Source organism: Streptomyces sp. NPDC046870 (assembly GCF_040704595.1).
In the GTDB taxonomy this organism is placed as follows: Bacteria; Actinomycetota; Actinomycetes; order Streptomycetales; family Streptomycetaceae; genus Streptomyces; species Streptomyces argyrophylli.
Window position 1 is genome coordinate 242,582 of record NZ_JBEYXM010000001.1, and the last position, 25,341, is coordinate 267,922.

The following is a 25,341-nucleotide window of genomic DNA, read 5'->3' on the forward strand; positions in this document are numbered from 1 at the left end:
CGCACGCCGGGGAGCCGCCGGTCGGGGACGGTCCGCAGGCCCCGACGGTCACCTGCCGGCGACGTCCACCCGCCCGGGCTCCCCGGCTCCGGCGTAGGCTCCGGTCCCCGCCCCGGCCCCCGTGGTCCCCGCCCGCCCCCTCGGCCGCGGGCCCTGGAAGGCGTACGACAGGGCGAAGCCCGCTGCCACCACCACCGCGCCCCCGGCCGCGTCCAGGACCCAGTGGTTGCCGGTGGCGACGATGGCCGAGACGGTGAAGAGCGGGTGGAGGAGGCCCAGCGCCTTCATCCACCACCTCGGGGCGATCACCGCGATCACCACCCCGCACCACAGGGACCAGCCGAAGTGCAGCGACGGCATCGCCGCGTACTGGTTGGTGAGCGCGGTCAGGGTGCCGTAGTCCGGCTTGGAGAAGTCCTGGACGCCGTGGACGGTGTCGATGATGCCGAGCGTGGGCATCAGGCGCGGCGGCGCCAGCGGGAAGAGCCAGAAGCCGATCAGGGCGAGCAGCGTCGCGAAGCCGAGGGACGCGCGGGCCCAGCGGTAGTCGACCGGGCGGCGCCAGTACAGGACGCCGAGGACGGTCAGCGGGACGACGAAGTGGAAGGACTCGTAGTAGAAGTCGAAGAAGTCCCGCAGCCAGCCGACCCTCACCACGGCGTGGTTGACGGCGTGCTCGATGTCGATGTGCAGGAAGCGCTCGGCGTCGAGCACCAGGTGGCCGTGCCGCTCGGCCGTGGCACGCCCCCCGGAGTTGCTGCCGCCGGTCGCCGCCAGCCGCACCTGCTGGTAGGCCGCGTAGGTGACGCGGAGCAGGAGCAGCTCCAGCAGGAGGTTGGGGCGGGTGAGCACCCGGCGCAGGAAGGGCAGCAGCGGGACGCGGCGGAAGCGGGCCGGGGCCTGCGGGGCGTACGTGGCCGGTATCGGGGACCGGTAGTACGGCGAGGTGCGGGACAGGAAGGGCACGGCCGTGGCGGCGGCCAGGGCCGCGAGCAGGACCAGGTTGTCCCGCAGCGGGTACACCACCGGCATGTGCGGCAGCATCATCTGCGCCGGGAGCGTGGTGACGAGGACGACCGCGACCGGCCAGACGTAGCGGTCGGAGGCCCGCTTGCCGACCCGGCCGACCACCGCGAGCAGCACCCACAGCAGCTGGTGCTGCCAGGTGGTCGGGGACACGGCGACGGCGGCGCAGCCGGTGACGGCGACGGCGAGGAGGAGCTGGCCGTCGTGGGCGTAGCGGACCGCGCGGCGCAGGGCGAGGGCGGCGACGCCGACGCCGAGGAGGAGGAAGAGCGCTATCTCCGGGGGCCCCGTCAGGCCGAACCGGAGCAGGGCGCCGTGCAGGGACTGGTTGGCGAGGGCGTCGGCCTTGCCGCCGAGGCCGACGCCGACCATGTGGTGCACCCAGTAGGTGCGGGAGTCGTGCGGCAGCGCGGCCCAGGCGAGCGCGGTGCAGGCGGCGAAGGTGCCGGCCGTGGTGAGGGCGGCGCGGCGGCGGCCGGTGAACCACAGCAGCGGGGTGAAGAGCAGGACGGTCGGCTGGAGGGCGGCGGCCAGGCCCGTGCACAGGCCGCTCGCGCGTTCCCCTCGTACGGCGAAGCAGCCGAGCAGGACGAGCAGGACCGGGATGATGCTGGTCTGCCCGAGCCACAGGGTGTTGCGGACCGGCAGCGACAGCATGAGCAGGCTGATGGCGACCGGCGCGGCCAGCAGCGAGGTGCGCCGGCTGACCGGCTGGGGCAGCGCGCGGGCGGCGACCAGGCCGAGGGCGACGACGAGCAGCAGGGTGCCGAAGGTCCAGCCCCAGCCGAGGGCGGCCTCGGCCGAGCGCGTGAGCGGTTTGAGGACCAGGCCGCTGAAGGGGGTGCCGGTGAAGCGCGTCGAGTCGTAGATCGAGCCCTTCACGTGCAGGACGCCTTCGGGGCCGACCCAGGTCTCCAGGTCGGTGAGCCGTTCGCCGCTGGGGGTGGTCAGGACGGCGGTCGTCTGCCGTGCGGCGAGGATCGCGGCCACCGCCCACAGCGCGAGCCGGGTCGCGCGCAGCCGCGCTCCGGCCGCCGTTCTCCCGAAGACGTCCGCCGGTCGCCCGCTGTGCTCCACGTTCGCCACGCTTCGTCGGCCTCCCGCCCCGTCGTCCCGGCAGCCGGTGGGCGCCGGGTGCCCCTCTGCGCTCCTTCTGAGCCTCGCAGACCCCCTGGAAAGGGACGCGGGCAACCCCCGATTCACCTGACGTCGGTCTCCTTTTGTCCGAAACACCACGGTCCGGGAGCGGGTGGTTGCACGCCGGGGGCGCGACAAGGATCACAGTGGGCTGCCGGCATGACCGCACGCGGGAGGGAAGACGTACCTGCGTATGCGCCCTTTAGCTGCACTGTGCATCGATGCGCGTGCAGGACGTAAGGGGCGGAACTGTGCCTATGGTCGATTTTCGGCCCGCCGTACGTCACCGTCGCCGTCCGGGCCGGTCCCTGTCCCCGTCGAAAGGTAGGCGAGCCCCGTTTTGGCGACCGCTACCACCGCCTCAGCCGTCACCCCGCCCCTCGAGTCGCGGCGGGCCGCCCGGACCCGCACCGGCCGCGACGTCACCGTCACCGATCCCGCGCTCGTCAGGCGCGCCGTGAAGGCGGCGGCGCTCGGCAACGCGATGGAGTGGTTCGACTTCGGTGTCTACAGCTACATCGCCGTGACCCTCGGCAAGGTCTTCTTCCCGTCCGGCAACCCGACCGCGCAGCTCCTGTCGACGTTCGGCGCCTTCGCGGCGGCCTTCCTCGTCCGTCCGCTCGGCGGCATGGTCTTCGGCCCGCTGGGCGACCGCGTGGGCCGGCAGAAGGTCCTCGCGGTCACGATGATCATGATGGCGGCGGGTACGTTCGCGATCGGCCTGATCCCCTCGTACGCGACGATCGGCGTCGGGGCGCCGCTCCTGCTGCTCGCCGCCCGTCTGGTGCAGGGCTTCTCCACCGGCGGTGAGTACGCGGGCGCGACGACGTTCATCGCCGAGTACGCGCCGGACAAGAAGCGCGGCTTCCTCGGCAGCTGGCTGGAGTTCGGCACGCTCGCCGGCTACATCGGCGGCGCGGGTCTGGTCACCCTGATGACGGCGCTGCTGTCCTCGGACGACCTCACCTCGTGGGGCTGGCGCATCCCGTTCCTGATCGCGGGCCCGATGGGCATCATCGGCCTGTACCTGCGGATGCGACTGGAGGAGACCCCGGCGTTCGCGGCGGAGATCGAGAAGGCGGAGGCGGCCCGGCCGAAGGTGCCGCTGCGCGAGATGATCACCGGCCAGTGGAAGTCCCTGCTGCTGTGCATGGGCCTGGTCCTGGTCTTCAACGTCACCGACTACATGCTGCTGTCGTACATGCCGAGCTACCTCACCAGCGAGCTGAAGTACGACGAGACGCACGGGCTGCTGGTCGTGCTCGGGGTGATGGCCCTGATGATGATCGTCCAGCCGTTCGCGGGCGCGCTGACCGACCGGGTCGGCCGCCGGCCGGTGATCGCGGCGGGCTGTGCGGGCTTCCTGTTCCTGTCGGTCCCGGCTCTGCTGCTGATCCGCGAAGGCAGCCTGCTGGCCGTGGGGCTGGGCATGGGCGCGCTGGGTCTGCTCCTGGTGTGCTTCACGGCGGCCATGCCGGCCGCGCTGCCCGCCCTGTTCCCGACGCGCGTGCGGTACGGGTCCCTGTCGATCGGGTTCAACGTGTCCGTGTCACTGTTCGGCGGTACGACTCCGCTGGTCGTGACCGCGCTCATCGGGGCGACCGGGAACATGATGATGCCCGCGTACTACATGATGGCCGCGGCCGTCGTGGGCGGTGTCGCCGTGTGGCGGATGGCGGAGTCGGCGGGGCGTCCGCTGCCGGGTTCCGCGCCGTCCGTGGAAGGCCGCTGAGGGGCGTCCCCGCCGCCGTGCCCCGCGCGCAGTCGTACCCATCCGCGCCCTCGGCTGAGATCATCGAGGCAGGACACTCGGGAAAGGCAGCTGGGGCTATGAGCGGGTCGCAGGTCTGGGACGACGTCGACGACTACTTCATCAACACGCTCTCACCGGACGACGAGGTGCTACGCGCGGCCCTGCGCGACAGTGATGCCGCCGGGCTGCCCGCCATCGCCGTCACGGCGGCGCAGGGCAAGTTCCTCCAGCTGCTCGCCGCCCTCCAGGGGGCCCGGCACATCCTGGAGATCGGCACGCTCGCCGGGTACAGCACGATCTGGCTGGCCCGGGCGCTGCCCGAGGACGGCAGGCTGATCTCGCTGGAGTACAGCGCGAAGCACGCGGAGGTGGCCGTCCGGAACATCGCCCGGGCAGGCCTGGACCGGATCGCGGAGGTGCGGGTGGGCCCGGCCCTGGAGTCGCTGCCCAAGCTCGCCGACGAGAACCCGGCCCCCTTCGACCTGGTCTTCATCGACGCGGACAAGGTCAACAACCCGCACTACGTGGAGTGGGCGCTGCGGCTCACCCGCGCGGGCAGCCTGATCGTCCTGGACAACGTGGTGCGCGGCGGCCGGGTGGCCGACGCGGGCAGCACCGAGCCGGACGTGGTCGGCACCCGTGCCGCGCTGGAACTGATCGCCGGCCACCCGCGGTTGACCGGTACGGCGATCCAGACGGTCGGCAGCAAGGGGTACGACGGGTTCGCCCTGGCCCGGGTGCTCGGCTGAGGCCACCCGGCCCGGGGGCCCATCGGCTCAGAGTTCGTGGTAGAAGCCGACGTTGACGCTGCGCGGCGCGGTGCGGTCCTGGATGACGATCTCGCCGGACCCGCCGTGCGGCAGCGGGACGGTCGTGCCGTAGCCGAGGGGCTGCGCGTACTCCCCGACGAGGAGCCGGACCTCGGAGGCCGGGTCGGGCTGGGAACCGCGCAGCCAGGTCAGCTGCCAGGCACCGTCCGGGCCGCACAGGAACTCCAGGTGGACGCGGGAGACGAACAGCCAGTCGTCGGGGGTGACCAGCCGGCACGCCGCCCCGTCACGGCCGATCCGCAGCACGGCGCCGGGCTCGCTGGGCGCCTCGGCCATCGTCATGCCGGCGGTGGCGCCCACGTCCGCCCCGGAGACGGTGGCCATGGTGAGTTCGAGCACGAGGTTCCCCCTGATACGTCCTGTGCGCCGGCTGGGTCGCGGCGGGCGGGTGCCGTACCGCCGCCGCATGATAAAACGCCCGGCGGGGCCGCGTCCGGCACAATGGGTTCATGACCGAGCGAAAGCCACCGGGGGTCCCGTTCGAGTCCTGGGTGGACAAGCAGATCCGCGACGCGCAGGGGCGCGGGGAGTTCGACCGGTTGCCGGGGGCGGGGGCGCCGCTGCCCACGGAGGTCGACTCCACCTACGACGAACTGTGGTGGGTGAAGCGGAAGCTGGTCAGGGAGGGGCTGGCGGTGCTGCCGCCCGCGCTGGCGCTGCGCAAGGAGGCGGAGGACGCGCTGGAGGCGGCGTACGCGGCGCCCTCGGAGCGGATCGCCCGGAAGATCATCGAGGACGTCAACGTCCGGATCAAGGACATGATGTTCAAGCCGCCGCCCGGTCCGCCGCTGGGCAGGAAGCCGTACGACGTCGAGGCGGTCGTACGCGAATGGCGGCAGCGCAGGGCTGCCGCCAGGGGTGACGGGGGCGTGGCGGGCTCAGCCGTGTAGCAGCCGCCCGGCCAGTTCCCGGTAGTCGCGCAGGGCGAGCCTCAGTTGCTCGGTGCCGGTCTCGACGGCCGGGCCGCGTCCCTCGGTGCCCTCCCAGGACGTCCGCAGGGTGCGGCGGCGGCGCGTGACGGCCTCGGTGAACCGCGCGGCGATCTCCTCCAGCGTCCGGTCGGCCTCCTCGACGGCCTGCCGGGGCTCGTCGACGAACCCGGCGACCACTTCGCGCAGCCGCCGCTCCCACTGCTCCGTCTCCTCGTGCGGCAGCAGCGGGGTTCCGGTACCGGTGGCACTGCCGCCGGGTGCGGCCGTGCCGCCCGGCGCCGCCGGCCAGCTGTCCGCCGCGGGCGCCTCGGTCATCCGGGCCTCGCGCCCGCTGACCTCACCGGCTGACGGTGCCCCGAGCCCGTTGTCCGGCATCACGCCTTCCTCCTCCCCGGCCCGCTCCGGGCCACCGGCCTGCCTGTCGCCTCCGCCGTACGTCTGCGCCGCCTGCCCCCGCGAACCGGGTGCCTGCGGGCCCGGTTCCTCCGTGCCGGGCCGCAGCCCCTCGGAGCCGTGGCGGGGGTCGTACTCACGGGAACCGGGTCCGGTGGCCGCTGCCGACGTGGCGGACGCGGGGCTCCCGGCCGGGCCGGGGGCGGGCTCGGCGTCCTCGGCCCATCCCGACTCGGACCTTCCCGGCTCCGTTCCGCCCGCCGGGCCCGGCGGCGGCTGCGGCGTGTCCTGCGGGGTCCGGTCGTCCCCGGTCAGCCCTTCCCGGCCGGGGCCCTGCGCGACCCCGCCGCCTCCGCTCCGGCCTGCTCCCGGTTCGCCGGGCAGGCGTTCCTCCGGGAGGGGCCCTCTCGGGGTCCGGCGGCCGGGGACCGCGTCGCCCGGTGCCCATGCGTCCCTCTGTTCCGACTCCTGCTCCGGCGTCCACTCGTCCCCGCGTGAGAGACGTTGCGGGCGGTGCCGGTCGCCGCCGGAGCCGCTCGTCCTGTCCGTCATGGCGTTCAGCTCTCCTTCGGTCGGCTCCGGTGCAGGGCCCACGGCGTGTGGGAGCGGGCGTGGGAGTGGGTCGCGGCGGGAGACGTCGAGCGGTCCGTGCCGGCGGGGGCGCGGTGCCGCCCGGGCTCGGCGCTGGTCAGGTCCTCGAAAAGGGCTCGCGCGCCGAGCAGCGCCGAGCGCAGCTCCTCGGTTCCCGCGCCGGTACCGTCCGCCGCGGTGCCGGCGGCCGCGCGGTGCACCTGCCGGTAGCCGTCCACGTGCTCGGCGTGGTGCACGGACAGGGCGGCGAGCTGCTCCTCGTACCGTCCGCCGTCGGGGTAACCGCGCGCGGCGGCGAGTTCTCCGATGAGGAGGTCGGCCTCGGCCACCGCCTGCCGGGGCGAGTCGACGAAGTGTTCCTGCACGGCCGTCCAGCGGTCCGCGTACCGCTGCCGCTCGGCGCCGTCCAGCGGGCGTTCCCGAAGGTCACCGTGGCGCTCGAGGCGTTCGGTCAGCTCTCGTTCGGCGGCCTCGGTGTCCCCGCCGTGCAGGGCCACGGTCCGCTCGTACTCGAGCCCGAACCGCCGCTTCAGGTTCGGGCCGCCGTGCCGGGTGCGGCCCCGCACGGCCAGCGCGACGGCGCCGAGGACCACGACCGCCGCGATCACGATCAACAGAATGATCAGGCCTGTGGACATGGTTGCCTTCCGCTCGGACCGGCCCCGCTGGCCGGTTCTCCCTTCGGGTGACCCGGAAGTTCGCCCACAAACGGTTCCCCGTACCGCGTCCGGCCCGCCTTATCCGGTTGCGGCGGGGGCGGGGCGGCTCCCGACAATGGCCGGCATGACGTGGACGATCGCTCCGGAACCGTACGGCTCCCCGGCCGCCGCCGCGCTGTGGCGGGCGTACTACACGGAGGTCAGCGACCGCTGGTACCTGCTGCACGAAGGACGCCGTACCGACCCGGAGGAGCTGGAGCGGGAGGTCGCCGCGCACACCGGTGCCGAACTCCAGCCTCCGCGCGGGCAGTTGCTCGTCGGGCGGTACGACGGCACGCCGGCCGGCTCGGCGGGCGTCCGGCTGCTGGACCCGGACACGGCCGAGCTGACCCGGGTGTTCGTGCTGCCGGGGCTGCGCGGCCGGGGCGGGGCACCGCTGCTCGTGGCCGCCGCCGAGGAGGCCGCCCGTGCCCTCGGCGCCCGGCGGGTCGTCCTCGACACGCGCGGCGACCTGGTCGAGGCCCGCGCCCTGTACGCCCGCCTCGGCTACACGGAGACCGCCCCGCACAACACCGACCGCTACGCCGAACACTGGTTCCGCAAGGAGCTGCCGCCCGCGCCTGCCGTCAGCTGATCCTCGTCACCGTGCCGTTGTGCGGGCGTTCGCGTTCAGCGCCGCAGAGTTCTCCGGTCAGCTCGCGGACCAGCTGGGCGAGGTCGGTCGAGCGGCCGGGCTGCCACCAGTCGCCGAGCAGTCCGGCCAGGGACTCCTCGCGGGCCGTGGCGAGCCGCTCGGCGACCTCGCGGCCGGCGTCGGTCAGGGCCAGGTCCAGGCCCCCGCGCTCGGCGAGCCGCCGTTCCTCGACCTGGCGGGCGGCGGCCATGACGGCCTGGAGCGGGACCGGGCTGCGCTCGGCGAGCACCGCCGGTTCGACGGAGCCGTAGCGGCGCATGCGCAGCAGCAGCCAGCTGGCGGCGGGCAGCAGGTCGTACCCGGCCCGTTCGGTGATCTCCCGGTAGATCTCGCGGCGGCCCTCCCGGGTGCCGAGCACGGACAGGGCGCGGCACACCTCGTCGTAGGAGGAGCGCTGGACCGGGTTGGGCGGGATGGTCTCGGAGACGTCGGGCGCGGTGACCGAGCCGCGCAGCCGGTCCTCCTTCAGCAGCCAGGCGAGCAGGAAGCCGAGGAGGGCGACGGGCGCGGCGTAGAGGAAGACCTCGGTGATGGCGGACGCGTACGCGTGCAGGGCGGCGGGGCGCAGCGCGGGCGGCAGGGCGGCGATGCCCCGGGGGTCGGCCTTCAGCGCGTCGGGGGTGGCGCCGGGCGGCAGGTGTACGCCCCGGAAGGCGGCGGTGAGCTTGTCGCCGAGGCGGCTGGCGAAGACCGTGCCGAAGATGGCCACGCCGAAGGAGGCGCCGATGGAGCGGAAGAAGGTGGCGCCGGAGGTGGCGACGCCGAGGTCCTCGTAGGAGACGGCGTTCTGCACGATGAGCACCAGGACCTGCATGACGAGGCCGAGGCCGACGCCGAAGACGAGGAAGCAGACGCTCATCACGGCGGTCGGGCTGTGCTCGTCGAGCCGGTGCAGGAGCAGCAGGCCGAGGGTGGTGACGGCGGTGCCGGCGATCGGGAACACCTTCCAGCGGCCGGTGCGGCTGACGATCTGCCCGGAGAGGGTGGACGACAGCAGCAGGCCGAAGACCATCGGCAGCATGTGGACGCCGGACAGGGTCGGGGAGATGCCGTGGACGACCTGGAGGAAGGTCGGCAGGTAGGTCAGCGCGCCGAACATGGCGAAACCGACGATGAAGCTGATGACGGCGGCCAGGGTGAAGGTGCGGACGCGGAACAGCTTCAGCGGCAGGACCGGTTCGGCGGCCCTGCGCTCGACGGCGACGAACGCCACGGCGAGGACGACGCCCAGCACCGCGAGCCCGATGATCTGCGCCGAGCCCCAGGGCCAGGTGCTGCCGCCGAGGGAGGCGACCAGCACCAGGCAGGTGGCGACGGCGGCGATCAGGAAGGTCCCCAGGTAGTCGATGACGTGGTGGGCGGTGCGGCGCGGGATGCGCAGGGCGACGGCGATCACCGCGAGCGCCATCACGCCGATGGGCAGGTTGACGTAGAACACCCAGCGCCAGCTGAGGTGTTGGGTGAACAGCCCGCCGAGCAGCGGCCCGAGCACACTGGTCGTGCCGAAGACGGCGCCGAACAGACCCTGGTAGCGCCCGCGTTCGCGGGGCGGCACGAGGTCGCCGACGATCGCCATGGACAGCACCAGCAGCCCGCCGCCGCCCAGGCCCTGCAACGCCCGGAAGGCGATGAGCTGGGGCATGTCCCGCGCCAGGCCGCACAGCGCCGACCCGACCAGGAAGATCACGATGGCCGTCTGGAACAGTCGCTTGCGGCCGTACTGGTCGCCGAGCTTGCCCCACAGCGGGGTGGCGGCGGTCGACGCCAGCAGATAGGCGGTGACGACCCAGGAGAGGTGCTCCAGGCCGCCGAGGTCGCTCACGATCGTCGGCAGCGCGGTCGACACGATGGTCTGGTCGAGTGCGGCGAGCAGCAGCCCGAGCAGCAGCGCGCCCATCGGCACCAGCACGCTGCCCGGGACGCGTTCGCCGCCGCTCACGCCCTTCGCCGTGCCGTGCGTCTCCAGGGCCATGGGACCTCCCGGGGGTCGGTGCGTCTCCTCCATGGTGATCGGTGTGACCACTTATGGCCCGCCGAGTGCTGCGGTTCCGGCGAAAATCCGCATAATCTCTGGAGTTTCCGAGGGGAGGGGGCACACGCGTGACGGCAGAGCGGGGCACCACGTGCCCGGAGTGCGGGACGCCGAGGGGGCCGGACAACACGCCGTCGTGCGACTGCACGGCACGCGCGTCCGAGGCCCTGCGCCGGACCCGCACGGCGGAGGCGGCAGCGGCGGAGGACTTCGACCCGCTGCGGATACGGCCGTACGTGGAGGTGCGGCCGGCCCAGGACGAGCCCCCGCCCGCACCACCCGCCGAGACCGCACCGCCGCCTCCGCGGGCGCCCGCGCCGCTCGGACCGGCGGCGGAGCCGGACGCGGCCGGGACCGGGCCCGGCCGGCCCCGGCGCCGCCCGCGCCGCACGGTGCTGCTGGCCGCCGGGGGTGCGGGGGCGGCCGTCGTCGCGGTCGCCGGTTTCGCGCTGTTCTCGTACCAGGCACCGGCCCGCGGCCGGGTGGCCCAGGAGGTCAGGGCGAGCATCCCGGAGACGACGCCACGGGCGCCGTCCTCGGCGGTGGTCCCGGCACCCCCTGTGACACCCCGTCCACCGCAGCCCACCCCCTCGGCGACGGCCGACCCGAGTCCGCCGCGAGGCTCCGCGTCGCCCTCCCCGTCCGCGACGCCCTCCGCGAGCGCGTCCGGCGCCGCCGCCTCGCCGACCCCGTCCACGACCCCCTCGGGCACCCCGCGCACCACGCCGGCCGCGGCACCGGTCCTGCGCCGCAGTGACACCGGCCCGGAGGTCACCGAGCTCCAGCAGCGCCTGCGCCAGCTGAACCTGTACTGGGACCAGATCAACGGCACCTTCACCCGCCCGGTCGAGGACGCGGTGCGCAACTACCAGCTGGCCCGGGGCATCACGGACGACACCCTGGGCACGTACGGCCCGGCGACCCGCGAAAGCCTGGAGTCGGAGACGACGCAGCCGTAGCGCCGCCTGCGGGGTCCGCGGTCGGGGACGGCCAGGCCACAGGATCTCCAGGGGGTGCGGGGCGCCGCGGACCGTCCCGTGGAGGACGGCCCGGCCACAGCGCCCCGAACGCATGCGGCCACCCCGGGAGCCGCCGCAGCCCCCCGAACGGATACGGGCTGCCCCGGGAGCCGGGGCGGACGCAGCCGTAACCTCCCGAAGGACCTCGGGCCACATGAAGTCAGAGGCGCTCCGCCCGGCGGCCTTAGCGCGCCGAAGGCGCATAACGGATAGGGGACGGCCTGGGAATCAGCCGTACCCCCGGACGCACAAGGGCCGCCTGAAGGCCGTAGCCCCCGACCCGATGCTGCGGGACGGCTGGGGAGCCGGGGCGGACGCGGTCGTGACACGCCCGGAGTAGTCCGGGGCGGGCCCGGCGTGCGGCTCCGGCGTGCGGGGCCGCACGTCCGCGGCCGGCGAAGGGCCGTCAGCCGATGTGCAGCCGGATCCCCCCGCCGGCCACCGCCTCGACCCGCACCTGGGTGAGGTCCCGCACCGCGACGTCCGGCTCGTGGAACACCGCGCGCGGCCCGACCCCGACGACCCGCATCCCCGCGGAGCGCCCCGCCGCGATCCCCGCCCCGGAGTCCTCGAAGACGATGCAGTCGGCCGGGTCGACGCCCAGTTCGGCGGCGCCCTTCAGGAAGCCCTCGGGGTCCGGCTTGCTCGCGCCGACCGACTCGGCGGTGACGCGGACGGCCGGCAGGGGCAGCCCGGCGGCGTTCATGCGGGCGGTGGACAGGGCGACGTCGGCGGAGGTCACCAGGGCGTGCGGCAGCCCCTCCAGCGAGGAGAGGAAGGCACGCGCGCCGGGGATCTCGATCACGCCGTCGGTGTCGGCGGTCTCCTCGGCGAGCATGCGGGCGTTGTCGGCGAGGTTCTGCTCGACCGGCCGGCCGGGGAGGAGGACGGCCATGGAGGCGTGGCCCTGCCTGCCGTGCACGACCTTCATCACCTCGTCGCCGTCCAGCCCGTGCCGCTCGGCCCAGCGCCGCCAGATGCGCTCGACCACGGCGTCCGAGTTGACGAGGGTGCCGTCCATGTCGAGCAGGAGGGCGCGGGCGGTGAGGACGGCGGGCGTGGCGGTGGCCGGCATCGGCAGCTCCAGAGGAAAGGACCCCGGGTCGGGCGGGACGTCGGGTGGGACGTCGGACGGGACAAGGCGGCCCCGCCCGCCGGTCAGGGAAAACGGGCGGGAGCCACTTTGTTTCTCTACGGTACAAAACCTGCCCGCGTTCCCGCCACCGCCCCCGCGAGCATTCACCCGTTGTTCAGCCCGGCCCCACCGCACCGCCCGGCCGCACGGTCCGGCCGCCGTCCCGGTCAGCCGCTGACGGCCTCCCACAGGCTCCACACGCCGAGCGCCAGCATCAGCAGCGCCGCGATCTGCGTGATCAGCCGCAGCGGCACCCGCTTCATCAGGGCCTTTCCGCCGACGATGCCGAGCCCGGCGACGGCCCACAGGCCCAGCACCGCGCCGAGACCGACGGAGATCGGGTCGTCGTAGCGGGCGGCCAGGTTGGCGGTCATGATCTGGGTGAGATCACCGAACTCGGCGACCAGGATGAGCATGAAGCCGGTCCCCGCCACCTTCCAGAACGACTGGTCGGCGGGCTTCTTGATCTCTTCCTCCTCCTCGCCCTTGTTCAGCAGGAGCATCGCGGCTCCGCCGAGGAAGAGGACGCCGGTGACGGCGTGCACGATCCGCTGCGGCAGCAGGGTCAGCACGCTGCCGGCCGCGACGGCGAGCACGACGTGCAGCAGGAAGGCGGCGGCGACGCCCGCGAAGACGTACGAGGCGCGGTAACGGGTGCCGAGGACGAGACCGGCGAGGGCGGTCTTGTCCGGCAGTTCGGCGAGGAAGATGACGCCGAAGACGAGCGCCGTCACGGTGATGCTGATCAAGGTTCCTCAATCGGTCGGGCTGCCCCGCCGAGAGTGTGGTGCGTCACGCGATGACACCTCGGCACGGCAGCGCACTCGGCGCCCGCGCCGGAGGGCACGGGCGTGCACTGCTTGCCGAAGGTCTCGCTGGCGGGCCCGCCGTGACGCGGTCCGCCTCCGGGCGCCGGCTCAGGCTCGCTGAGCAGTATGTCGACGGTCCGGCGAAGAGCTACTCCCCTTCTGCGCTTCCCATCGTAAGGGATGTGAAAGTTCCGCCGTCAACCTTGTCGTGACATGCGCACGTCACTAGCTTCTTACCGAGCGCTCACCCTCCGGCAACACCGCCCCGCGAGCATTCCCTCGCTCGCGCACCAACACCGCCACCCCACAAGGGAGTTCACGCATGCCCAGGTTCTACGGCGTCGACGGACGAGCATACTCGCGGCCCTCACCGGTCTGATCGCCTCCGTCGCCCTGTTCAACTCCCCGAACGCCTCCGCGGCCCTCCCCACCCCGGTCAGCGGCGCCACGGCCCGCAGCTACCTCTCCCAGCTCACCGTGGCCACCGAGAACCGCACCGGCTACAGCCGCGACCTCTTCCCGCACTGGATCACCATCAGCGGCGCCTGCAACACCCGCGAGACGGTCCTCAAGCGGGACGGCACGAACGTCGTGACCGACTCCTCCTGCGCCGCGACCAGCGGCAGCTGGTACTCCCCGTACGACGGCGCCACCTGGACCGCCGCCGCCGACCTCGACATCGACCACCTCGTGCCGCTGGCGGAGGCGTGGGACTCCGGCGCGAGCAAGTGGACGACCGCGCAGCGGCAGGCGTTCGCGAACGACCTGACCCGGCCGCAGCTGATCGCCGTCACCGACAACGTCAACCAGGCCAAGGGCGACCAGGACCCGGCCACCTGGGTGCCGTCCCGGTCGGCGTACCTGTGCACGTACGTGCGGGCGTGGGTGCAGGTGAAGTACTACTACGACCTGTCGGTGGACTCCGCCGAGAAGAGCGCGCTGACGAACTACCTGTCCGGCTGCTGAGCCCCGCCGCCGCCCGCGCCCCTCGGGGCGATCAGGAAACCGGGCGGCGGCGCACCAGGAAGGCCGCTGCCGCGCCCGCGCCGAACAGGGCCGCGACCGAGACGCCCGTGGCCAGCCAGGTCGCGCCCAGCCACTGGGCGCCGTAGTAGCCGAGGGCCACGCTGTAGGCGGCCCAGGACAGGCCCGCCAGTGCGGACCAGGGCAGGAAGTCGCGGACGCGGCGGTGGGCGGCACCGGCGCAGAAGGAGACGACCGAGCGGCCGGCCGGGGCGAAGCGGGCGAGGACGACCAGCGCGCCGCCGCCCCGGGTCAGGGCGTCACCGAGGCGCTGCTGCGCGGTGGTCAGCCGCCGGGAGCGGGCTATCGCACGGTCCAGGCGCTCCCCGCCGCGCCAGGCCAGCCGGTACGCCACCAGGTCGCCGAGGACGGAGGCGGTCGCGGCGGACAGGATCAGGGCCAGGATGTCCGGCACCTCGTGCGGGACCTGGCCGGCCGCGCCCGAACCGGCCGCCGCCGCCGTGCCGGCCGTGATGACGAGCACGCCGCTGGGCAGGACGGGCAGGAACACGTCGAGCAGGACGGACACGGCCACCACGGCATAGATCCACGGCCCGGCCGCCAGCGACCCCACGCTCTCGAACACCACGACTCCCGTCACTCCCCCGTTGACAGCCATACAGCGTACGCCGGGGGTGTGACAGAAGGTGCGGTGGGGGCATGGGGGGCGATCACAGGGCGTTCACCGTCACCCGCCGGACGGCACACCGGTCGCACCGTCAGGCGGCTCGCCGACCGGACCGTCAGGCGGCCACCGGGGACTGCTCCGGCGCCCGCTCGCCGTCCTGCGCCGCGCGGCGGACGAGGAGCCGGTCCAGGCCGAAGGCGCCCGAGCCGGTGAAGACGAGCAGGAAGAACGCCCAGCAGAACAGGACCGACAGCTCGCCGCCGTTCTGTATGGGCCACAGGGCGGCCTGCTGATGGACGTCGAAGTAGGCGTACGCCATCGAGCCGGAGGCGATCAGCGCGGCGGCGCGGGTGCCGAGGCCGAGCAGCACCAGGCCGCCGGCGACCAGCTGGATCACGGCCGCGTACCAGCCGGGCCAGGTTCCGGCCGCGATGGTGCCGCCGTCGCTGCCGGCGGCGCCGCCGAGGACACCGAACAGGGATGCGGCCCCGTGCGCCGCGAAGAGCAGGCCGAGGACGATGCGGAAGAGCCCGATCACATAGGGCCGAGCGGAATCGAGACGTGCGGACATGGGGGTCTCCTCTTCGGTGACGGTCGGGCCGGCCGGGAACGGAAGAAGGCCGGTCGTGGGGGCGGCGGTACCGAACGGGAGACCCAGGTTAGGGGCACCTAATCAGTGCTTGCAAGTTCAACATTCGGCCACGGTGACGATGCCTCCGCCCACGGCCCGGCGCCGGGCCGGACGCCCGCCGCGGTCTCCGGGTGCACGTCTTCCGCGCACTTCCCGGTAGTCAACATCCGTACACCTGCGCCTCTTTGACGACTCGTCACGCCGTGCGGCCGCCCGCGCCACGGCCGGCCCACCTGTCTCATAACCGTCCACGGCGTGCGGCCGGCGGTCCCGCGCGGCGACGCCTCGGCCGTGTGCCGCGGTCGGCTTCCGGGGCCGCGCCGCCATGAGAGTGGTCACACCGAGGCGGCTCGGTCGCGGGGCATGCCGACGGGCGGGTCCACCCCTGCCCCGGACCCGCCGGCCGACCGCCGCCGGCCCCGCCGGGGGGCTACCCCCCTCGCCGCACCGACTGCCCGCGTACCTCCAGCTCCCCGAGCAGCTCCGCCGTGGCCTGGGCGACCGCTCGCACCGCCTTGTCGAAGGCCTCGCGGTTGTGCGCGGCGGGGGCCCGGAAACCCGAGATCTTCCGTACGTACTGCAACGCGGCCGCGTGGATGTCCTCGTCCGTGGCCTCACCGGACAGCACGGGCGGACGCAGCGTCTTGATGCTCCGGCACATGCGCCCAGTCTCGCGCACCCCGCCGTGCCCTGCGATGATCTCGCGAAGGCGGCCACCGGCACCCGGGGCCGACCGTCGGAAGGACAATTCCATGACGTTCATGACGCGACCGCTCACCGTGGCCGTCCTCGGTCCCGGCGGCACCGGCGGACTGCTCGCCGCCCTGCTGTCCCGCTCCGGGCACCGCGTGATCTGCCTGGCCGGCGAGGCCACGGCCGACACCCTGCGCCGTACCGGCGTCACGGTCCGCAGCCCGCAGTTCGGCGACTTCACGGCCGCCGTCGACGCGGACACCGAGCTGCGCGAGCCGGTGGACGCCTGCCTGATCACCGTGAAGCACACCGCGCTCGGCGCCGCCCTGACCCGGGTTCCGCCCGCCGTCCTCGGCGACGCCCTGGCCGTACCGCTGCTGAACGGCGTCGAACACCCCGGGACCCTGCGCGCCCGCTACCGTCCCGACCGGGTCGCCCCGGCCGTGATCCGCGTGGAGTCCACCCGGACCGCCCCGGGCGTGATCGAGCACGGCAGCCCGTTCACGGAGATCGACCTGGCCGGGGACGCCGTACCCCGCGCCCGCCTGGAGGCGCTGGCCGCCCACCTCACCGCCTGCGGTGCGACCGCCCGCGTGGCCGGGGACGAGACGGCGGCCCTGTGGGCCAAGATGGCGTTCCTCGCCCCGTTCGCCCTGCTCACCACCCGGTACGGCGTGCCGCTCGGCACGGTCCGCACCCGTCACCGGGAGGAGCTGGCGGCGCTGGTCGCGGAGACCGCCGCGGTCAGCCGTGCCTGCGGCGCCCCGGCCGACCCGGACAAGGCCCTCGCCCGGTACGACGCCTTCCCGCCCGCCGCCAAGTCGTCCATGCAGCGCGACGCCGAGGCGGGCCGCCCGCTGGAGCTGGACGCCATCGGCGGGGCGTTGCTGCGCGCGGCCGAGCGGCACGGGGTACCGGTGCCGGTGACGGCCCGCCTGGTCCGGGAGCTGCGGGACTCCCCCCACTGACCCGGCGGTCCCAGGGCCGTCGCCCCGGCGCCACCCGTTCGGCTGAACCTCCCCCCGGACCTCGCGGACAGCCTCGCACCCGTAAATCGAACAGGCGTAGCATTGCCGCGTGGCTACGACCTATGAATTCCCCAGTGACCTCCTCGCCGGTCAGGAGGAGCTGCATCAGGTCCGGGCCGAGCTGTCGGCCCTGCTCAAGCGGCTGCCCTGGTCGGTCGAGCCGATGGACGGCTTCAGTGACGACACCGGCTGGCGCAAGGTGGAGCGGCCCGCGTCCCCCGGCTGGACGGAGGACGAGCAGGCCGAGGTGGAGAAACTGCGGCGGCGCGAGCACGAACTCGCGGTCTTCGTCAGCACGCACCGCTTCTGGGCCGAGGTCGCGGCGGCGGACCGCATGGACGCCCGCTCCCGGCTGAAGCACGCCCACGAGACGGCGGCGGAGGAGTAGGGCAAGGAAACGGCCCCTCGGAGACTGCTCCGAGGGGCCGGACCGGTGGGCGCGGACGGTTTCGAACCGCCGACATCCTGCTTGTAAGGCAGGCGCTCTACCCCTGAGCTACGCACCCGGGACAGGTCGACAGCCTACATCGCCCGAGCGGCTGCCCTGCAAACCGGACACCGGGCCGGGACAAGGGCGTCAACCCCCGCCCCCGCTCCGGGAGGCCGCCTGATCCGAACGACAGGCCCTGGCCCCGGCGGCGAACCCGGGGTGCGCTGGTCCATGGAGGGCGACCGGCTCGTGCTGCGGGTGCACTGCTCCGGGGTCATCGCCGACTGCTCGGCCCGGCACCGGATCGAGGTGCCGCGCGGGGTCGGCGTCAGGGTCGTGAACGAGGACGGCGCCGTCCGCGCCTCCGGGTTCCGGGACGCGCTCGGCATCCACGTCGCCGACGGCGCCGTGCGCGTCACCGACACCAGCGGCCCGCTGGACCCGCGCGCCGACGGCGGATCGGTGCGCGCGGTGGTCTCCTCGCGCCGGGTGAGGGCCGCCACCGGCGACGGCTCCGTGGACGTCGAGCCGACCGGTCCGCCGGACCTGGCCGACGTCCGCGGCGACGACGGGTCGGTGACGGGGGGCCTGCCCAAGGGCGCGTACCGGGTGCCGGCGGGGGCCGGCGACGGGTCGGTCACCGTGTCGGCGCCCCGGGACGACAGCAGCCCGCACCGCGTGTCGGCACACACCCAGGACGGAAAGGTCACCGTGCGCACGGCGAACTGACCGGCCCGTGTGTTCGTCTTCAACGGGTGGGAGAATGACACCACCCAGGGCGAATCACAGCACGGGAGAGGGATGTGACGGCGACACCGGGCACGCCAGCCAGCCAGCCGTACCCGCCGTCGTCCACCGCACGGGCCCGGCGCGGCCCCTCCCCGCTGCGGGACGCCCTCACGCTGCTCGGCCTGCCGGTGCTGGCCGCGCTCGCGCTGCCCGCCGCGTTCGCCGGCGGCGGCACCCGGCGCTGGTTCGGCGGGCGGGCGGAGAGCCACCGGGCCGACGCGCAGGCCGCGAAGGACGCGGCGGCGACGGCGTTCTACGAACTCGACACCGCGCAGCGGGACCTGCGGATCTCGGTGGAGACCATCTCGGCGGTGGACGACTCCCCCGCCGCCCGGCGGGCCGTGTCCGACTTCGAGGCGCTCGGGCTGCGGATCGACGAGGTCAGCCGGCGCTACATCGAGGCCGTGGACGCACACGACCTGGACCGGGACGATCTGGAGGCCGGCACGGCGGCACGGGCGCGGGCCGAACTGACCGCGGCCAAGGACGAACTGGACCGGGTCCGGCAGGAGCTGGACCGGTTCGGCGGCTCGCTGGAGCCGCTGCTGGGCAAGGCGGAGACGCAGCTGGCCCGGCTGGCGCCCGCCGTGGAGCGGGCCCGGCAGTCGCTGCTGGCGGCGAGCAACGCCCTGGACGCCGTACGGGAGCGAAAGCTGCGGGCCGACGAGCTGGCCGCGCGGCTGGCGGCCCTGTCGCCGGAGCTGACCGCGCTGAACCAGGGCGCCGGGCGGCACGGGGTGCAGGCGACGCTGGAGCGGGCCGAACGGGTGCAGCGGGAGGCCGGGGCGATCCGGGCGGAGGCGGAGCGGCTGCCGGAGCGGGCGGCCGAGATCGACCACCGGCTGGTCAGCCTGCGGACCAGGGCCGAGGCGCTGACCACGCGGGCCGGACAGGTGGAGCCGGTACTGAGCGAGCTGCGCCGCCGCTTCACCGCCGCCTGCTGGCAGGACCTCCAGCACGTGCCGGACCAGGCCGCGGAGAACGTACGGCAGGCGGAGCTGAGGCTCCGCGAGGCGCAGGCGGCGCGGGACGCCCAGCGCTGGGCGGACGCGACCGCACTGCTGGCGACCGTGCGGGCCCTGCTGAACGCCACCGACGAGGCGGTCTCGGCCGCCGGTGACCGGCTGGGCAGGCTGAACGCGGTGCAGAAGGACCCGCAGGCGGAGATCGAGCGGACCCGGTTCGCGATCCGGGACGCCCAGCGGCTGGCGATGACGGGGCGTTCGACCCCCGATCCGCGGCACGCCCGGCCGCTGGACGACGCGGTGGCCCGGCTGGAGCGGGCGGTCGGCACGCTGGAGGGGCGGCACCCGGACTACTGGCGCTTCCTCACCGAGACCGAAGGGGTGCGGCAGACGGTGGCGCGGGTGGTGGCGCAGATCCGCGAGGAGCGCGGCGCCGGGCACTGACGTGCGTGTTGCCGGGTGCTGTGCGGCAGCGGATATTAAGAGGACGGATGGCCTCCGCTAGCGCCCGAGGGAGGCGGACATGGCCACACACGCGGTGCACACGAGGAAGGCCGAGGAGCGACGGCCCCGGCTGGACGACCATCTGCCCGTCGACCACCGGCTCAACCAGGTCTACCGGATCGGTGCCGGCCTCATCGGCGGATTCCTGGTCGCCTTCGGCATTCTCGGCCTGCTCAACCAGATCGGCTTCTTCGACACCGGCGGCAACACGGTGGCCGGGCTCAACTCCAACGGCGCGCTGAGTGTGCTGTCGATCTGCATCGGCGCCGTGCTGCTGGTCGGCATGGTGATCGGCGGGAACCTCGCGTCGACCCTGAACATGGTCCTCGGCGTGCTGTTCCTGCTGAACGGCTTCCTGTTCCTCGGCCTGCTGGACACCGGCAGCAACTTCCTGGCCTTCAAGATCCAGAACGTCTTCTTCAGCTTCATCGTGGGCCTGCTGCTGATGACGTTCGGCATGTACGGCCGCGTCGGTCACAACCTGCCGCACGACAACCCCTACTGGCGGGCCCGCCACCCCGACGCCCCTCCGCAGCGAGAGCGGGCGCGGCCCGAGCAGCCGACGCCGCCGGAGCGGCGTCCGCAGGACGAGCGGCCGGAGTGGCGGGAGCAGCGGGGCCCGCGGCAGCCAGGACCGGGTCAGGTCCTGTAGGCGTAGAACGCCGCGTTCGGGTACGAGGCGACGAGGCTGGCCACCGACCGGTTGTACGTGTTGGTCGAGTGGTAGCTCACGTACGGCACGCCCCGGTTGTCCCGGTACGTGACGATCATCGAGTGGTCCTTGGACCCGTCCCGGTTGAAGTCCATCTGCAGCACGTCGCCGATGTCCATCTGGTAGACGTTGGCGAGGCTGGTGGCGCGCTTCGAGGACAGGGCGAACCAGGAGAACTCGTTGACGCCGACGAACGAGTCCGACTGGATGTCGGCGGTGCCGAACCACTTCTTCCAGTCGTACGTGTAGCCGGGCACGTGCTTCCAGCCGCCGGCCTTCAGGACCTGGCTGACGAAGTTGGTGCAGTCGCCGCCGGCGCCCTGCCCGTTGAAGTCCGGGTAGGCCGGGTTGTACTTGTTCCAGTACTTCTGCGCGTACGCGACCATGGCCTTGTAGTCGTAGCCGGTCGCGGAGAAGTTCTTCTGGTTGACCGGTGCGGGCCAGGTCGTGGCGGCGCGGGCCGCGGAGGGCGGGCCGTCGTCCGCGGTGGCGGTCTTCACCGAGGTGACGGCGGGCTTGGCGACCTGGTTCACCGCGAGGTAGCCGTCGTCGGTGTCCCGGATGCCGGTGAGCCGCCAGGTGCCCTTGCCGTCGGCCTGGAAGGTCAGCTCGTGGTGGGCCTGGAAGCCGGTCGACTTCGGTCCCTTGACGGTGGCCTTGTCGTAGGTCAGCGACGTGGTCTCGGTGACGGCGACCTTGGCGTGCCGGCCCTTCACCTGGGTCGCGTCGAGCGTCACCTTGGTGCTGCCCGCGCGGTACGTCTCGCCCAGCCGGGCCAGCCGGCCGCGCCGGTCGCGCAGCTCGTCCAGCGCGGACTTCTCCTGGCGGGTCTGCCCGCCGGACAGGCGCACGGAACCGGAGAAGCCGGACGTGTGCCGGGTCTCCGCCTTCCCGGCGCCCTCCACGAGGGCCTGCGTGCGGTCGGTGAAGACCGCGTCGGCCAGCCGCTGGAAGGTCGCCTTGGTCGCCGCGTCCACCGTCGGGTCGTCGGTCACCGCCGCACCGGCGCTCCAGTTGGGCACCAGCGCCACGCCGGCGACCACCGAGGCGGCCGCGGCGGTGACTATGGCCGTGCGGCGCCGCCCACGGCTCAGTCTTCTAGATTTCAATGATGTTCCCCTCTACGCCGGTACACCTACCGGGCGAGGGGCATCTTCGCACGGCGTGCGCGTCGGTTGTGAAGGGGGTTGCACAAGTGGAATCCCCGGCGCGCGCCGGTCACTTGACGACCGCCGACCAGTCCGGCGACTGGGCCGGGTCGAGGCTGCGCAGGGCGGCGAGGGTCTGCGGCTTCTGCGCGTCGAGCCAGTCGGCCAGCTCCTTGAAGGACACGCACTTGACGCCCTTCTTGGTGCAGACGTTCTTGACCACCTGGTCGATGGACTTCATGTAGATGCCACCGTTCCAGTCCTCGAAGTGGTTGCCGATGAACAGCGGGGCCCGGCTGCCGTAGTACACCCGGTTGAAGCCGGCCATGTAGGAGTCGACGGTCTGCTGTTCCCACTGGGGGAACTTGGCCGGATCGCCCTGGGTCTCACCCTCGGACTGGTTGTACAGGAAGTTGAAGTCCATGGACAGGCCCTGGTACTTGCCGCTCTCGTACGGCAGCATCTGCAGCGGGAAGTCCCAGATGCCCTTCTTCTTCGACGGCCATATCTGGAAGTCGCCCGGCGAACTGGCGTCGTAGCGCCAGCCGTAGCTCTTCATGGCCTTCAGCAGGTTCGGCTGCCCCTCCAGGCAGGGCGCCCGGCCGCCGGTGACCTCCTTCCTGAAGTCGAAGGGCAGCGGCGCGAGGTCCTTGAAGCCGGTGTTGGTCTTCCAGTGCTCCACGAAGGAGTAGAACTGGTCGATCTCGCTCTTCCACTCCTGGACGCTCCAGTCGCCGCCGCCCTTGGCCCCGCAGAAGTGGCCGTTGAAGTGGGTGCCGATCTCGTTGCCGTCCTCGTACGCCTTGCCGAGCTGCTCCACCGTGGTGCGGATGTGGTCGTCGGTGGCGTAGTCGATGGCGGCGTCGCCCGGGGAGTGCATGGGGCCGTGGTACAGCGCCTTCTTGCTCTTGGGCAGCAGGTAGATGCCGGTGAGGAAGAAGGTCATGTGGGCGTCGTACTCCTTGGCCAGCTCCCGGTAGTGCGAGAACAGGTGGTCGCTGCCCTCCAGCGCGCCGTCCCAGGAGAAGACCACGAACTGCGGTGGTTTCTCACCGGGCTTGAGCGGCACCGGCTTCAGCTGCCCCTTCTGCGGCCCGGTGTAGGAGGTCGAGCCGTCCCCGAGCACCTTGGTCCTGCCGTCCCACTGCGGGGTCGGGCTGGCCTTGGGCGCGCTCTTCTGTCTCTTGCCGGCCGCGGCGGCCGGGGTGCTGTTGCCGTCCGTGCCGGACAGCGCCAGGAACCCGGCGACCAGCGAGGCGACGACGAGGAGGGCGGCCAGAGTCAGGACCTGCGGCCGGGTGGCGCGGGGCACACTGCGGCTGCGGGGGGCTCGACGGCGGCCTGACGACGACATCTTGCGGGGCATGCGCGGCTCATTCTGCGGAAGGGGAGGGTGTACGGGCCCCGGCTCAGCCGAGACCCGTCGCTGCCGACCAGAGGGCATACGGGACGCTGTGCGCGGACGTGCCGGCCAGGCCCTTGAGCGGCAGTGGCTCCAGGGACTTGGCCAGGTCGATCCGGTAGACGACGATCGCGGTGGACACGGAGTCGGCCGTGCCGACGTACCAGGCGGCGGTGTCCTTCTCGGTGGTGCCGGCCTTCCCCGACACTCCGGACCGGCCGGCCGCCGCCTCGGGATGGGCGGTGCGGAACGAGTCGCCGAGCGCCTCCGTGACCTGCCGGGCCACCTCGGCGCCGACCGCGCGCTTCGGGCGCGGGGTGGCCAGGGCGACCGGGGAGCCGTTGCGGGTGATCCGGCGCACCGAGTACGGCTCGGTGTGGTTGCCGCCGGCGGCGAAGGTGGCGTAGCCGCTGGCCATCCGGATCGCGCTGGGCGTGGAGTTGCCCATCGACAGAGCCGGGACCTGAGGGCCGATGCTGGAGGACAGCAGCCCGGACGCCACGGCGGTCTGGCGCACCCTGTCGAGGCCGGTGTCCATGCCGAGCTGCATGAACGGCGTGTTCACGGACCGGGCCATGGCCTCGCGCAGGCTGATGTCCCCGTACGACCGGCCGCCGTCGTTGTGCGCGGCGACCTTCTTGCCGCTGCGGTCCCAGTACGGTCCCTCGGGGGTGGTGACGGGGACGCCGTCGTCGCCGTCGTAGACGCTGTCCGGGGTGACGGGGGTGGCGGGTCCGCCGCGCGTCTTGTGCACGCCGTGTTCGAGCCCGGCGGCGTAGACGAACGGCGTGAACGCGGTGCCGGCCGGGACGGTGGTCGCGTTGGACTCGTTGTAGCCCTGGGTGCGGTGGTCGGGACCGCCGTAGACGGCGAGGATCCGGCCGTCCGCCGCCACCGAGGCGGCACCGTAGTGGCCGTTCCTCGCCACCGCCGGATCGTCCCGCCTGGCCTGCTTGCGGGTTTTGGTGACGGCGTCGGTGAGCGCCTTCTCCCGCTTGCGGTCGAAGGTCGTGTAGATCTGGTAGCCGCCGAGGTCGAACTGCTTGTCCGTCAGGTGGCCGGCCTTCTTGGCGTACTGCGAGGCCAGCTCCACCAGGTAGTCGCTCTGCGCACCGGTGTTGTAGAGCGGGTTGCTCTTCAGCGGCTCGGGGAACTTGGTGTACTTCGCCCGTTCCCGTGGCGACAGCTTGCCGATCTTGACCATGCGGTCGAGGATCCAGGACCAGCGCTCGACGGCCCGCGCGTGGTTGGCCTTGCCGAGCGTGGGGTCGAACAGGCCGGCGCCCTTGAGCAGCCCGGCGAGCATGGCCGCCTCGGAGGCGTCGAGCTCGCCGACGTCCTTGCCGTAGTACGCCTGGGCGGCGCGCTGGATGCCGTAGCTGCCGCGGCCGAACCAGCTGGTGTTGAGATAGCCCTCCAGGATCTGGTCCTTGCTCATCCTGTTGTCGAGCTTGAGCGCGATCATCGCTTCGGTGAACTTGCGGCTGATCGTCTGGTTCTGCGTGAGGTAGACGTTCTTGACGTACTGCTGGGTGATGGTCGATCCGCCCTCGGTGTCCCCCTGCCCCAGGGTGCGGAACACGGCGCGGGTGATGCCCCTGGCGGATATGCCCGGGTCCGAGTAGAAGCTCTCGTTCTCCGCCGCGAGCACCGCCCAGCGGACGTCCGGGGGGATGTCCTTCAGCGGCATCGCCTGCCGCTGCACCCAGCCCGTACGCGCCATGGGCGTGCCGTCGGACCAGAAGTAGACGTTGTCCTGCTGGGTGGCGTACGAGTTGAGGTTCTCCGGTATGTCCGTCATCGCGTACGCGGTGACGAGGAACGCGCTGAGCAGACCGAACGAGGTCAGGGTGGCGCCGATCCACTGGCGCCAGGAGGGTATCCAGCGGCGCCAGCCGGTACGCCCGGGGCGCGGGTACACCGGCTTCAGGCGGCGCGCGTAGGGGGCTGCCCGGCGCGCGTACGGGGCCAGCGGGGCGAGCAGCCGGACGACGGCGCCCAGGGCCGCGCTCGCGGGCGTGGCGCGCTCCCGTCCGGCCGAGCGCGCGTCACGCCGGCGTTCGGCCCGGCCGCCGCCCGGAGCGGGCGGCTCCGGTGGCGGCGGCACGCGCAACTGCATGGTCTGGTCCGCCCTGAGGGCGTCGACTCTCAGGTGCAGCGTCTCATCGGCGCCCAACGGCTCCTCGCCACGGCCACCCCCCATGGGGCCGTCCTCCCCCTGCGACGCATCGGTCACGCCTGCGTCTCCCTCCGCACTCGGTCTTGCTCGCGCGGGTGAGCTGAGCATCCTCGCAACGGCGTTCACAAATTATCAGTAACGTTTTCGAATGCCCTGCACATGTGCCGGATAGAAGGCAACACTCATGAAACATTGAGCC

23 protein-coding genes, 1 tRNA gene and 1 pseudogene are annotated in these 25,341 nt (G+C 73.0%); 11 read left to right on the top strand and 14 right to left on the bottom strand.

Features of this window, described 5'->3' with window-relative positions; all coding sequences use genetic code 11:
- Positions 1 to 48 precede the first annotated feature (48 nt).
- A complete protein-coding gene (locus AB0946_RS01105) occupies positions 49 to 2,112 on the bottom strand; it encodes a bifunctional glycosyltransferase 87/phosphatase PAP2 family protein (RefSeq protein ID WP_366758551.1) in 2,064 nt (687 codons plus the stop codon).
- Positions 2,113 to 2,503: 391 nt separating this feature from the next.
- Here AB0946_RS01105 and proP point away from each other — a divergent pair, with 391 nt between their 5' ends.
- Together proP and AB0946_RS01115 are read left to right on the top strand one after the other, a co-directional pair.
- The gene (gene proP, locus AB0946_RS01110) at positions 2,504 to 3,895 is read left to right on the top strand and encodes a glycine betaine/L-proline transporter ProP (RefSeq protein WP_366758552.1); all 1,392 of its coding nucleotides are present in this window, start codon (positions 2,504 to 2,506) and stop codon (positions 3,893 to 3,895) included.
- Positions 3,896 to 3,993: 98 nt separating this feature from the next.
- Positions 3,994 to 4,665, top strand: coding sequence for an O-methyltransferase (locus tag AB0946_RS01115; RefSeq protein ID WP_366758553.1), 672 nt, complete (start codon positions 3,994 to 3,996; stop codon positions 4,663 to 4,665).
- A 27-nt stretch (positions 4,666 to 4,692) separates the two neighbouring features.
- Here the strand turns inward: AB0946_RS01115 and AB0946_RS01120 are convergent, their stop codons facing one another.
- Positions 4,693 to 5,085 (bottom strand): hypothetical protein, encoded by a 393-nt coding sequence (locus AB0946_RS01120; protein WP_366758554.1) that lies wholly within the window; start codon positions 5,083 to 5,085, stop codon positions 4,693 to 4,695.
- Between the two features lie 110 nt (positions 5,086 to 5,195).
- Here AB0946_RS01120 and AB0946_RS01125 point away from each other — a divergent pair, with 110 nt between their 5' ends.
- Positions 5,196 to 5,636, top strand: coding sequence for a DUF1992 domain-containing protein (locus AB0946_RS01125; protein WP_366758555.1), 441 nt, complete (start codon positions 5,196 to 5,198; stop codon positions 5,634 to 5,636).
- On the opposite strand, the gene AB0946_RS01130 is transcribed toward AB0946_RS01125, so the two are convergent.
- Both AB0946_RS01130 and AB0946_RS01135 read right to left on the bottom strand, forming a co-directional pair.
- On the bottom strand, positions 5,625 to 6,623 hold the full coding sequence (locus AB0946_RS01130; RefSeq protein ID WP_366758556.1) for a hypothetical protein: 999 nt from the start codon (positions 6,621 to 6,623) through the stop codon (positions 5,625 to 5,627). The two genes, AB0946_RS01125 and AB0946_RS01130, sit on opposite strands and share 12 nt — an antisense overlap.
- A 5-nt stretch (positions 6,624 to 6,628) precedes the next feature.
- Complete coding sequence (locus tag AB0946_RS01135) at positions 6,629 to 7,300, bottom strand: hypothetical protein (RefSeq protein ID WP_366758557.1); 672 nt, start codon at positions 7,298 to 7,300, stop codon at positions 6,629 to 6,631.
- A 136-nt stretch (positions 7,301 to 7,436) separates the two neighbouring features.
- Here AB0946_RS01135 and AB0946_RS01140 point away from each other — a divergent pair, with 136 nt between their 5' ends.
- Positions 7,437 to 7,955 carry a GNAT family N-acetyltransferase gene (locus tag AB0946_RS01140; RefSeq protein WP_366758558.1) on the top strand — a complete coding sequence of 173 codons (519 nt, stop codon included), beginning with the start codon at positions 7,437 to 7,439 and terminating at the stop codon, positions 7,953 to 7,955.
- On the opposite strand, the gene AB0946_RS01145 is transcribed toward AB0946_RS01140, so the two are convergent.
- The gene (locus AB0946_RS01145; protein WP_366758559.1) at positions 7,948 to 9,987 is read right to left on the bottom strand and encodes an MDR family MFS transporter; all 2,040 of its coding nucleotides are present in this window, start codon (positions 9,985 to 9,987) and stop codon (positions 7,948 to 7,950) included. The two genes, AB0946_RS01140 and AB0946_RS01145, sit on opposite strands and share 8 nt — an antisense overlap.
- Positions 9,988 to 10,115: 128 nt before the next feature.
- Here AB0946_RS01145 and AB0946_RS01150 point away from each other — a divergent pair, with 128 nt between their 5' ends.
- Positions 10,116 to 11,006, top strand: coding sequence for a peptidoglycan-binding domain-containing protein (locus AB0946_RS01150; RefSeq protein ID WP_366758560.1), 891 nt, complete (start codon positions 10,116 to 10,118; stop codon positions 11,004 to 11,006).
- Between the two features lie 466 nt (positions 11,007 to 11,472).
- On the opposite strand, the gene AB0946_RS01155 is transcribed toward AB0946_RS01150, so the two are convergent.
- Complete coding sequence (locus AB0946_RS01155; protein WP_366758562.1) at positions 11,473 to 12,141, bottom strand: HAD family hydrolase; 669 nt, start codon at positions 12,139 to 12,141, stop codon at positions 11,473 to 11,475.
- Between the two features lie 227 nt (positions 12,142 to 12,368).
- A complete protein-coding gene (locus AB0946_RS01160; RefSeq protein WP_366758563.1) occupies positions 12,369 to 12,950 on the bottom strand; it encodes a TMEM165/GDT1 family protein in 582 nt (193 codons plus the stop codon).
- A gap of 273 nt (positions 12,951 to 13,223) precedes the next feature.
- Between AB0946_RS01160 and AB0946_RS01165 the strand changes: the two genes are divergently transcribed.
- Entirely contained in the window at positions 13,224 to 13,976 is a 753-nt protein-coding gene (locus AB0946_RS01165) for an HNH endonuclease family protein (protein WP_366758564.1), read from the top strand.
- A gap of 31 nt (positions 13,977 to 14,007) precedes the next feature.
- Here AB0946_RS01165 and AB0946_RS01170 read toward each other — a convergent pair whose 3' ends face one another.
- The 3 genes from AB0946_RS01170 to AB0946_RS01180 form a co-directional block, all read right to left on the bottom strand.
- Positions 14,008 to 14,619 carry a VTT domain-containing protein gene (locus tag AB0946_RS01170; RefSeq protein WP_366759114.1) on the bottom strand — a complete coding sequence of 204 codons (612 nt, stop codon included), beginning with the start codon at positions 14,617 to 14,619 and terminating at the stop codon, positions 14,008 to 14,010.
- Positions 14,620 to 14,776: 157 nt separating this feature from the next.
- A complete protein-coding gene (locus AB0946_RS01175) occupies positions 14,777 to 15,232 on the bottom strand; it encodes a DoxX family protein (protein ID WP_366758565.1) in 456 nt (151 codons plus the stop codon).
- A gap of 490 nt (positions 15,233 to 15,722) precedes the next feature.
- The gene (locus AB0946_RS01180) at positions 15,723 to 15,953 is read right to left on the bottom strand and encodes a DUF2277 domain-containing protein (protein WP_366758566.1); all 231 of its coding nucleotides are present in this window, start codon (positions 15,951 to 15,953) and stop codon (positions 15,723 to 15,725) included.
- 100 nt (positions 15,954 to 16,053) lie between these two features.
- Here AB0946_RS01180 and AB0946_RS01185 point away from each other — a divergent pair, with 100 nt between their 5' ends.
- Both AB0946_RS01185 and AB0946_RS01190 read left to right on the top strand, forming a co-directional pair.
- Positions 16,054 to 16,953: a 2-dehydropantoate 2-reductase gene (locus AB0946_RS01185; protein ID WP_366759115.1), complete on the top strand. Its 900-nt coding sequence runs from the start codon at positions 16,054 to 16,056 to the stop codon at positions 16,951 to 16,953.
- A 109-nt stretch (positions 16,954 to 17,062) separates the two neighbouring features.
- The gene (locus tag AB0946_RS01190) at positions 17,063 to 17,401 is read left to right on the top strand and encodes a hypothetical protein (protein WP_366758567.1); all 339 of its coding nucleotides are present in this window, start codon (positions 17,063 to 17,065) and stop codon (positions 17,399 to 17,401) included.
- Positions 17,402 to 17,447: 46 nt separating this feature from the next.
- On the opposite strand, the gene AB0946_RS01195 is transcribed toward AB0946_RS01190, so the two are convergent.
- Positions 17,448 to 17,519 (bottom strand) — tRNA-Val (locus tag AB0946_RS01195).
- Between the two features lie 128 nt (positions 17,520 to 17,647).
- On the opposite strand from AB0946_RS01195, the pseudogene AB0946_RS01200 reads away from it, so the two are divergent.
- The 3 genes and pseudogenes from AB0946_RS01200 to AB0946_RS01210 all read left to right on the top strand — a co-directional run.
- Positions 17,648 to 18,172, top strand: a pseudogene (locus AB0946_RS01200) (hypothetical protein); the annotation flags it as partial.
- A gap of 74 nt (positions 18,173 to 18,246) precedes the next feature.
- The gene (locus AB0946_RS01205; RefSeq protein ID WP_366758568.1) at positions 18,247 to 19,641 is read left to right on the top strand and encodes a hypothetical protein; all 1,395 of its coding nucleotides are present in this window, start codon (positions 18,247 to 18,249) and stop codon (positions 19,639 to 19,641) included.
- Positions 19,642 to 19,720: 79 nt separating this feature from the next.
- Positions 19,721 to 20,353 (top strand): DUF4383 domain-containing protein, encoded by a 633-nt coding sequence (locus AB0946_RS01210; RefSeq protein ID WP_366758569.1) that lies wholly within the window; start codon positions 19,721 to 19,723, stop codon positions 20,351 to 20,353.
- On the opposite strand, the gene AB0946_RS01215 is transcribed toward AB0946_RS01210, so the two are convergent.
- From AB0946_RS01215 to AB0946_RS01225, 3 genes are all read right to left on the bottom strand, one after another.
- The gene (locus AB0946_RS01215) at positions 20,341 to 21,444 is read right to left on the bottom strand and encodes an amidase domain-containing protein (protein WP_366759116.1); all 1,104 of its coding nucleotides are present in this window, start codon (positions 21,442 to 21,444) and stop codon (positions 20,341 to 20,343) included. The two genes, AB0946_RS01210 and AB0946_RS01215, sit on opposite strands and share 13 nt — an antisense overlap.
- 187 nt (positions 21,445 to 21,631) lie before the next feature.
- Positions 21,632 to 22,927 (bottom strand): hypothetical protein, encoded by a 1,296-nt coding sequence (locus AB0946_RS01220; RefSeq protein WP_366758570.1) that lies wholly within the window; start codon positions 22,925 to 22,927, stop codon positions 21,632 to 21,634.
- A 43-nt stretch (positions 22,928 to 22,970) separates the two neighbouring features.
- Positions 22,971 to 25,166 carry a transglycosylase domain-containing protein gene (locus AB0946_RS01225; protein WP_366759117.1) on the bottom strand — a complete coding sequence of 732 codons (2,196 nt, stop codon included), beginning with the start codon at positions 25,164 to 25,166 and terminating at the stop codon, positions 22,971 to 22,973.
- Positions 25,167 to 25,341 lie beyond the last annotated feature (175 nt).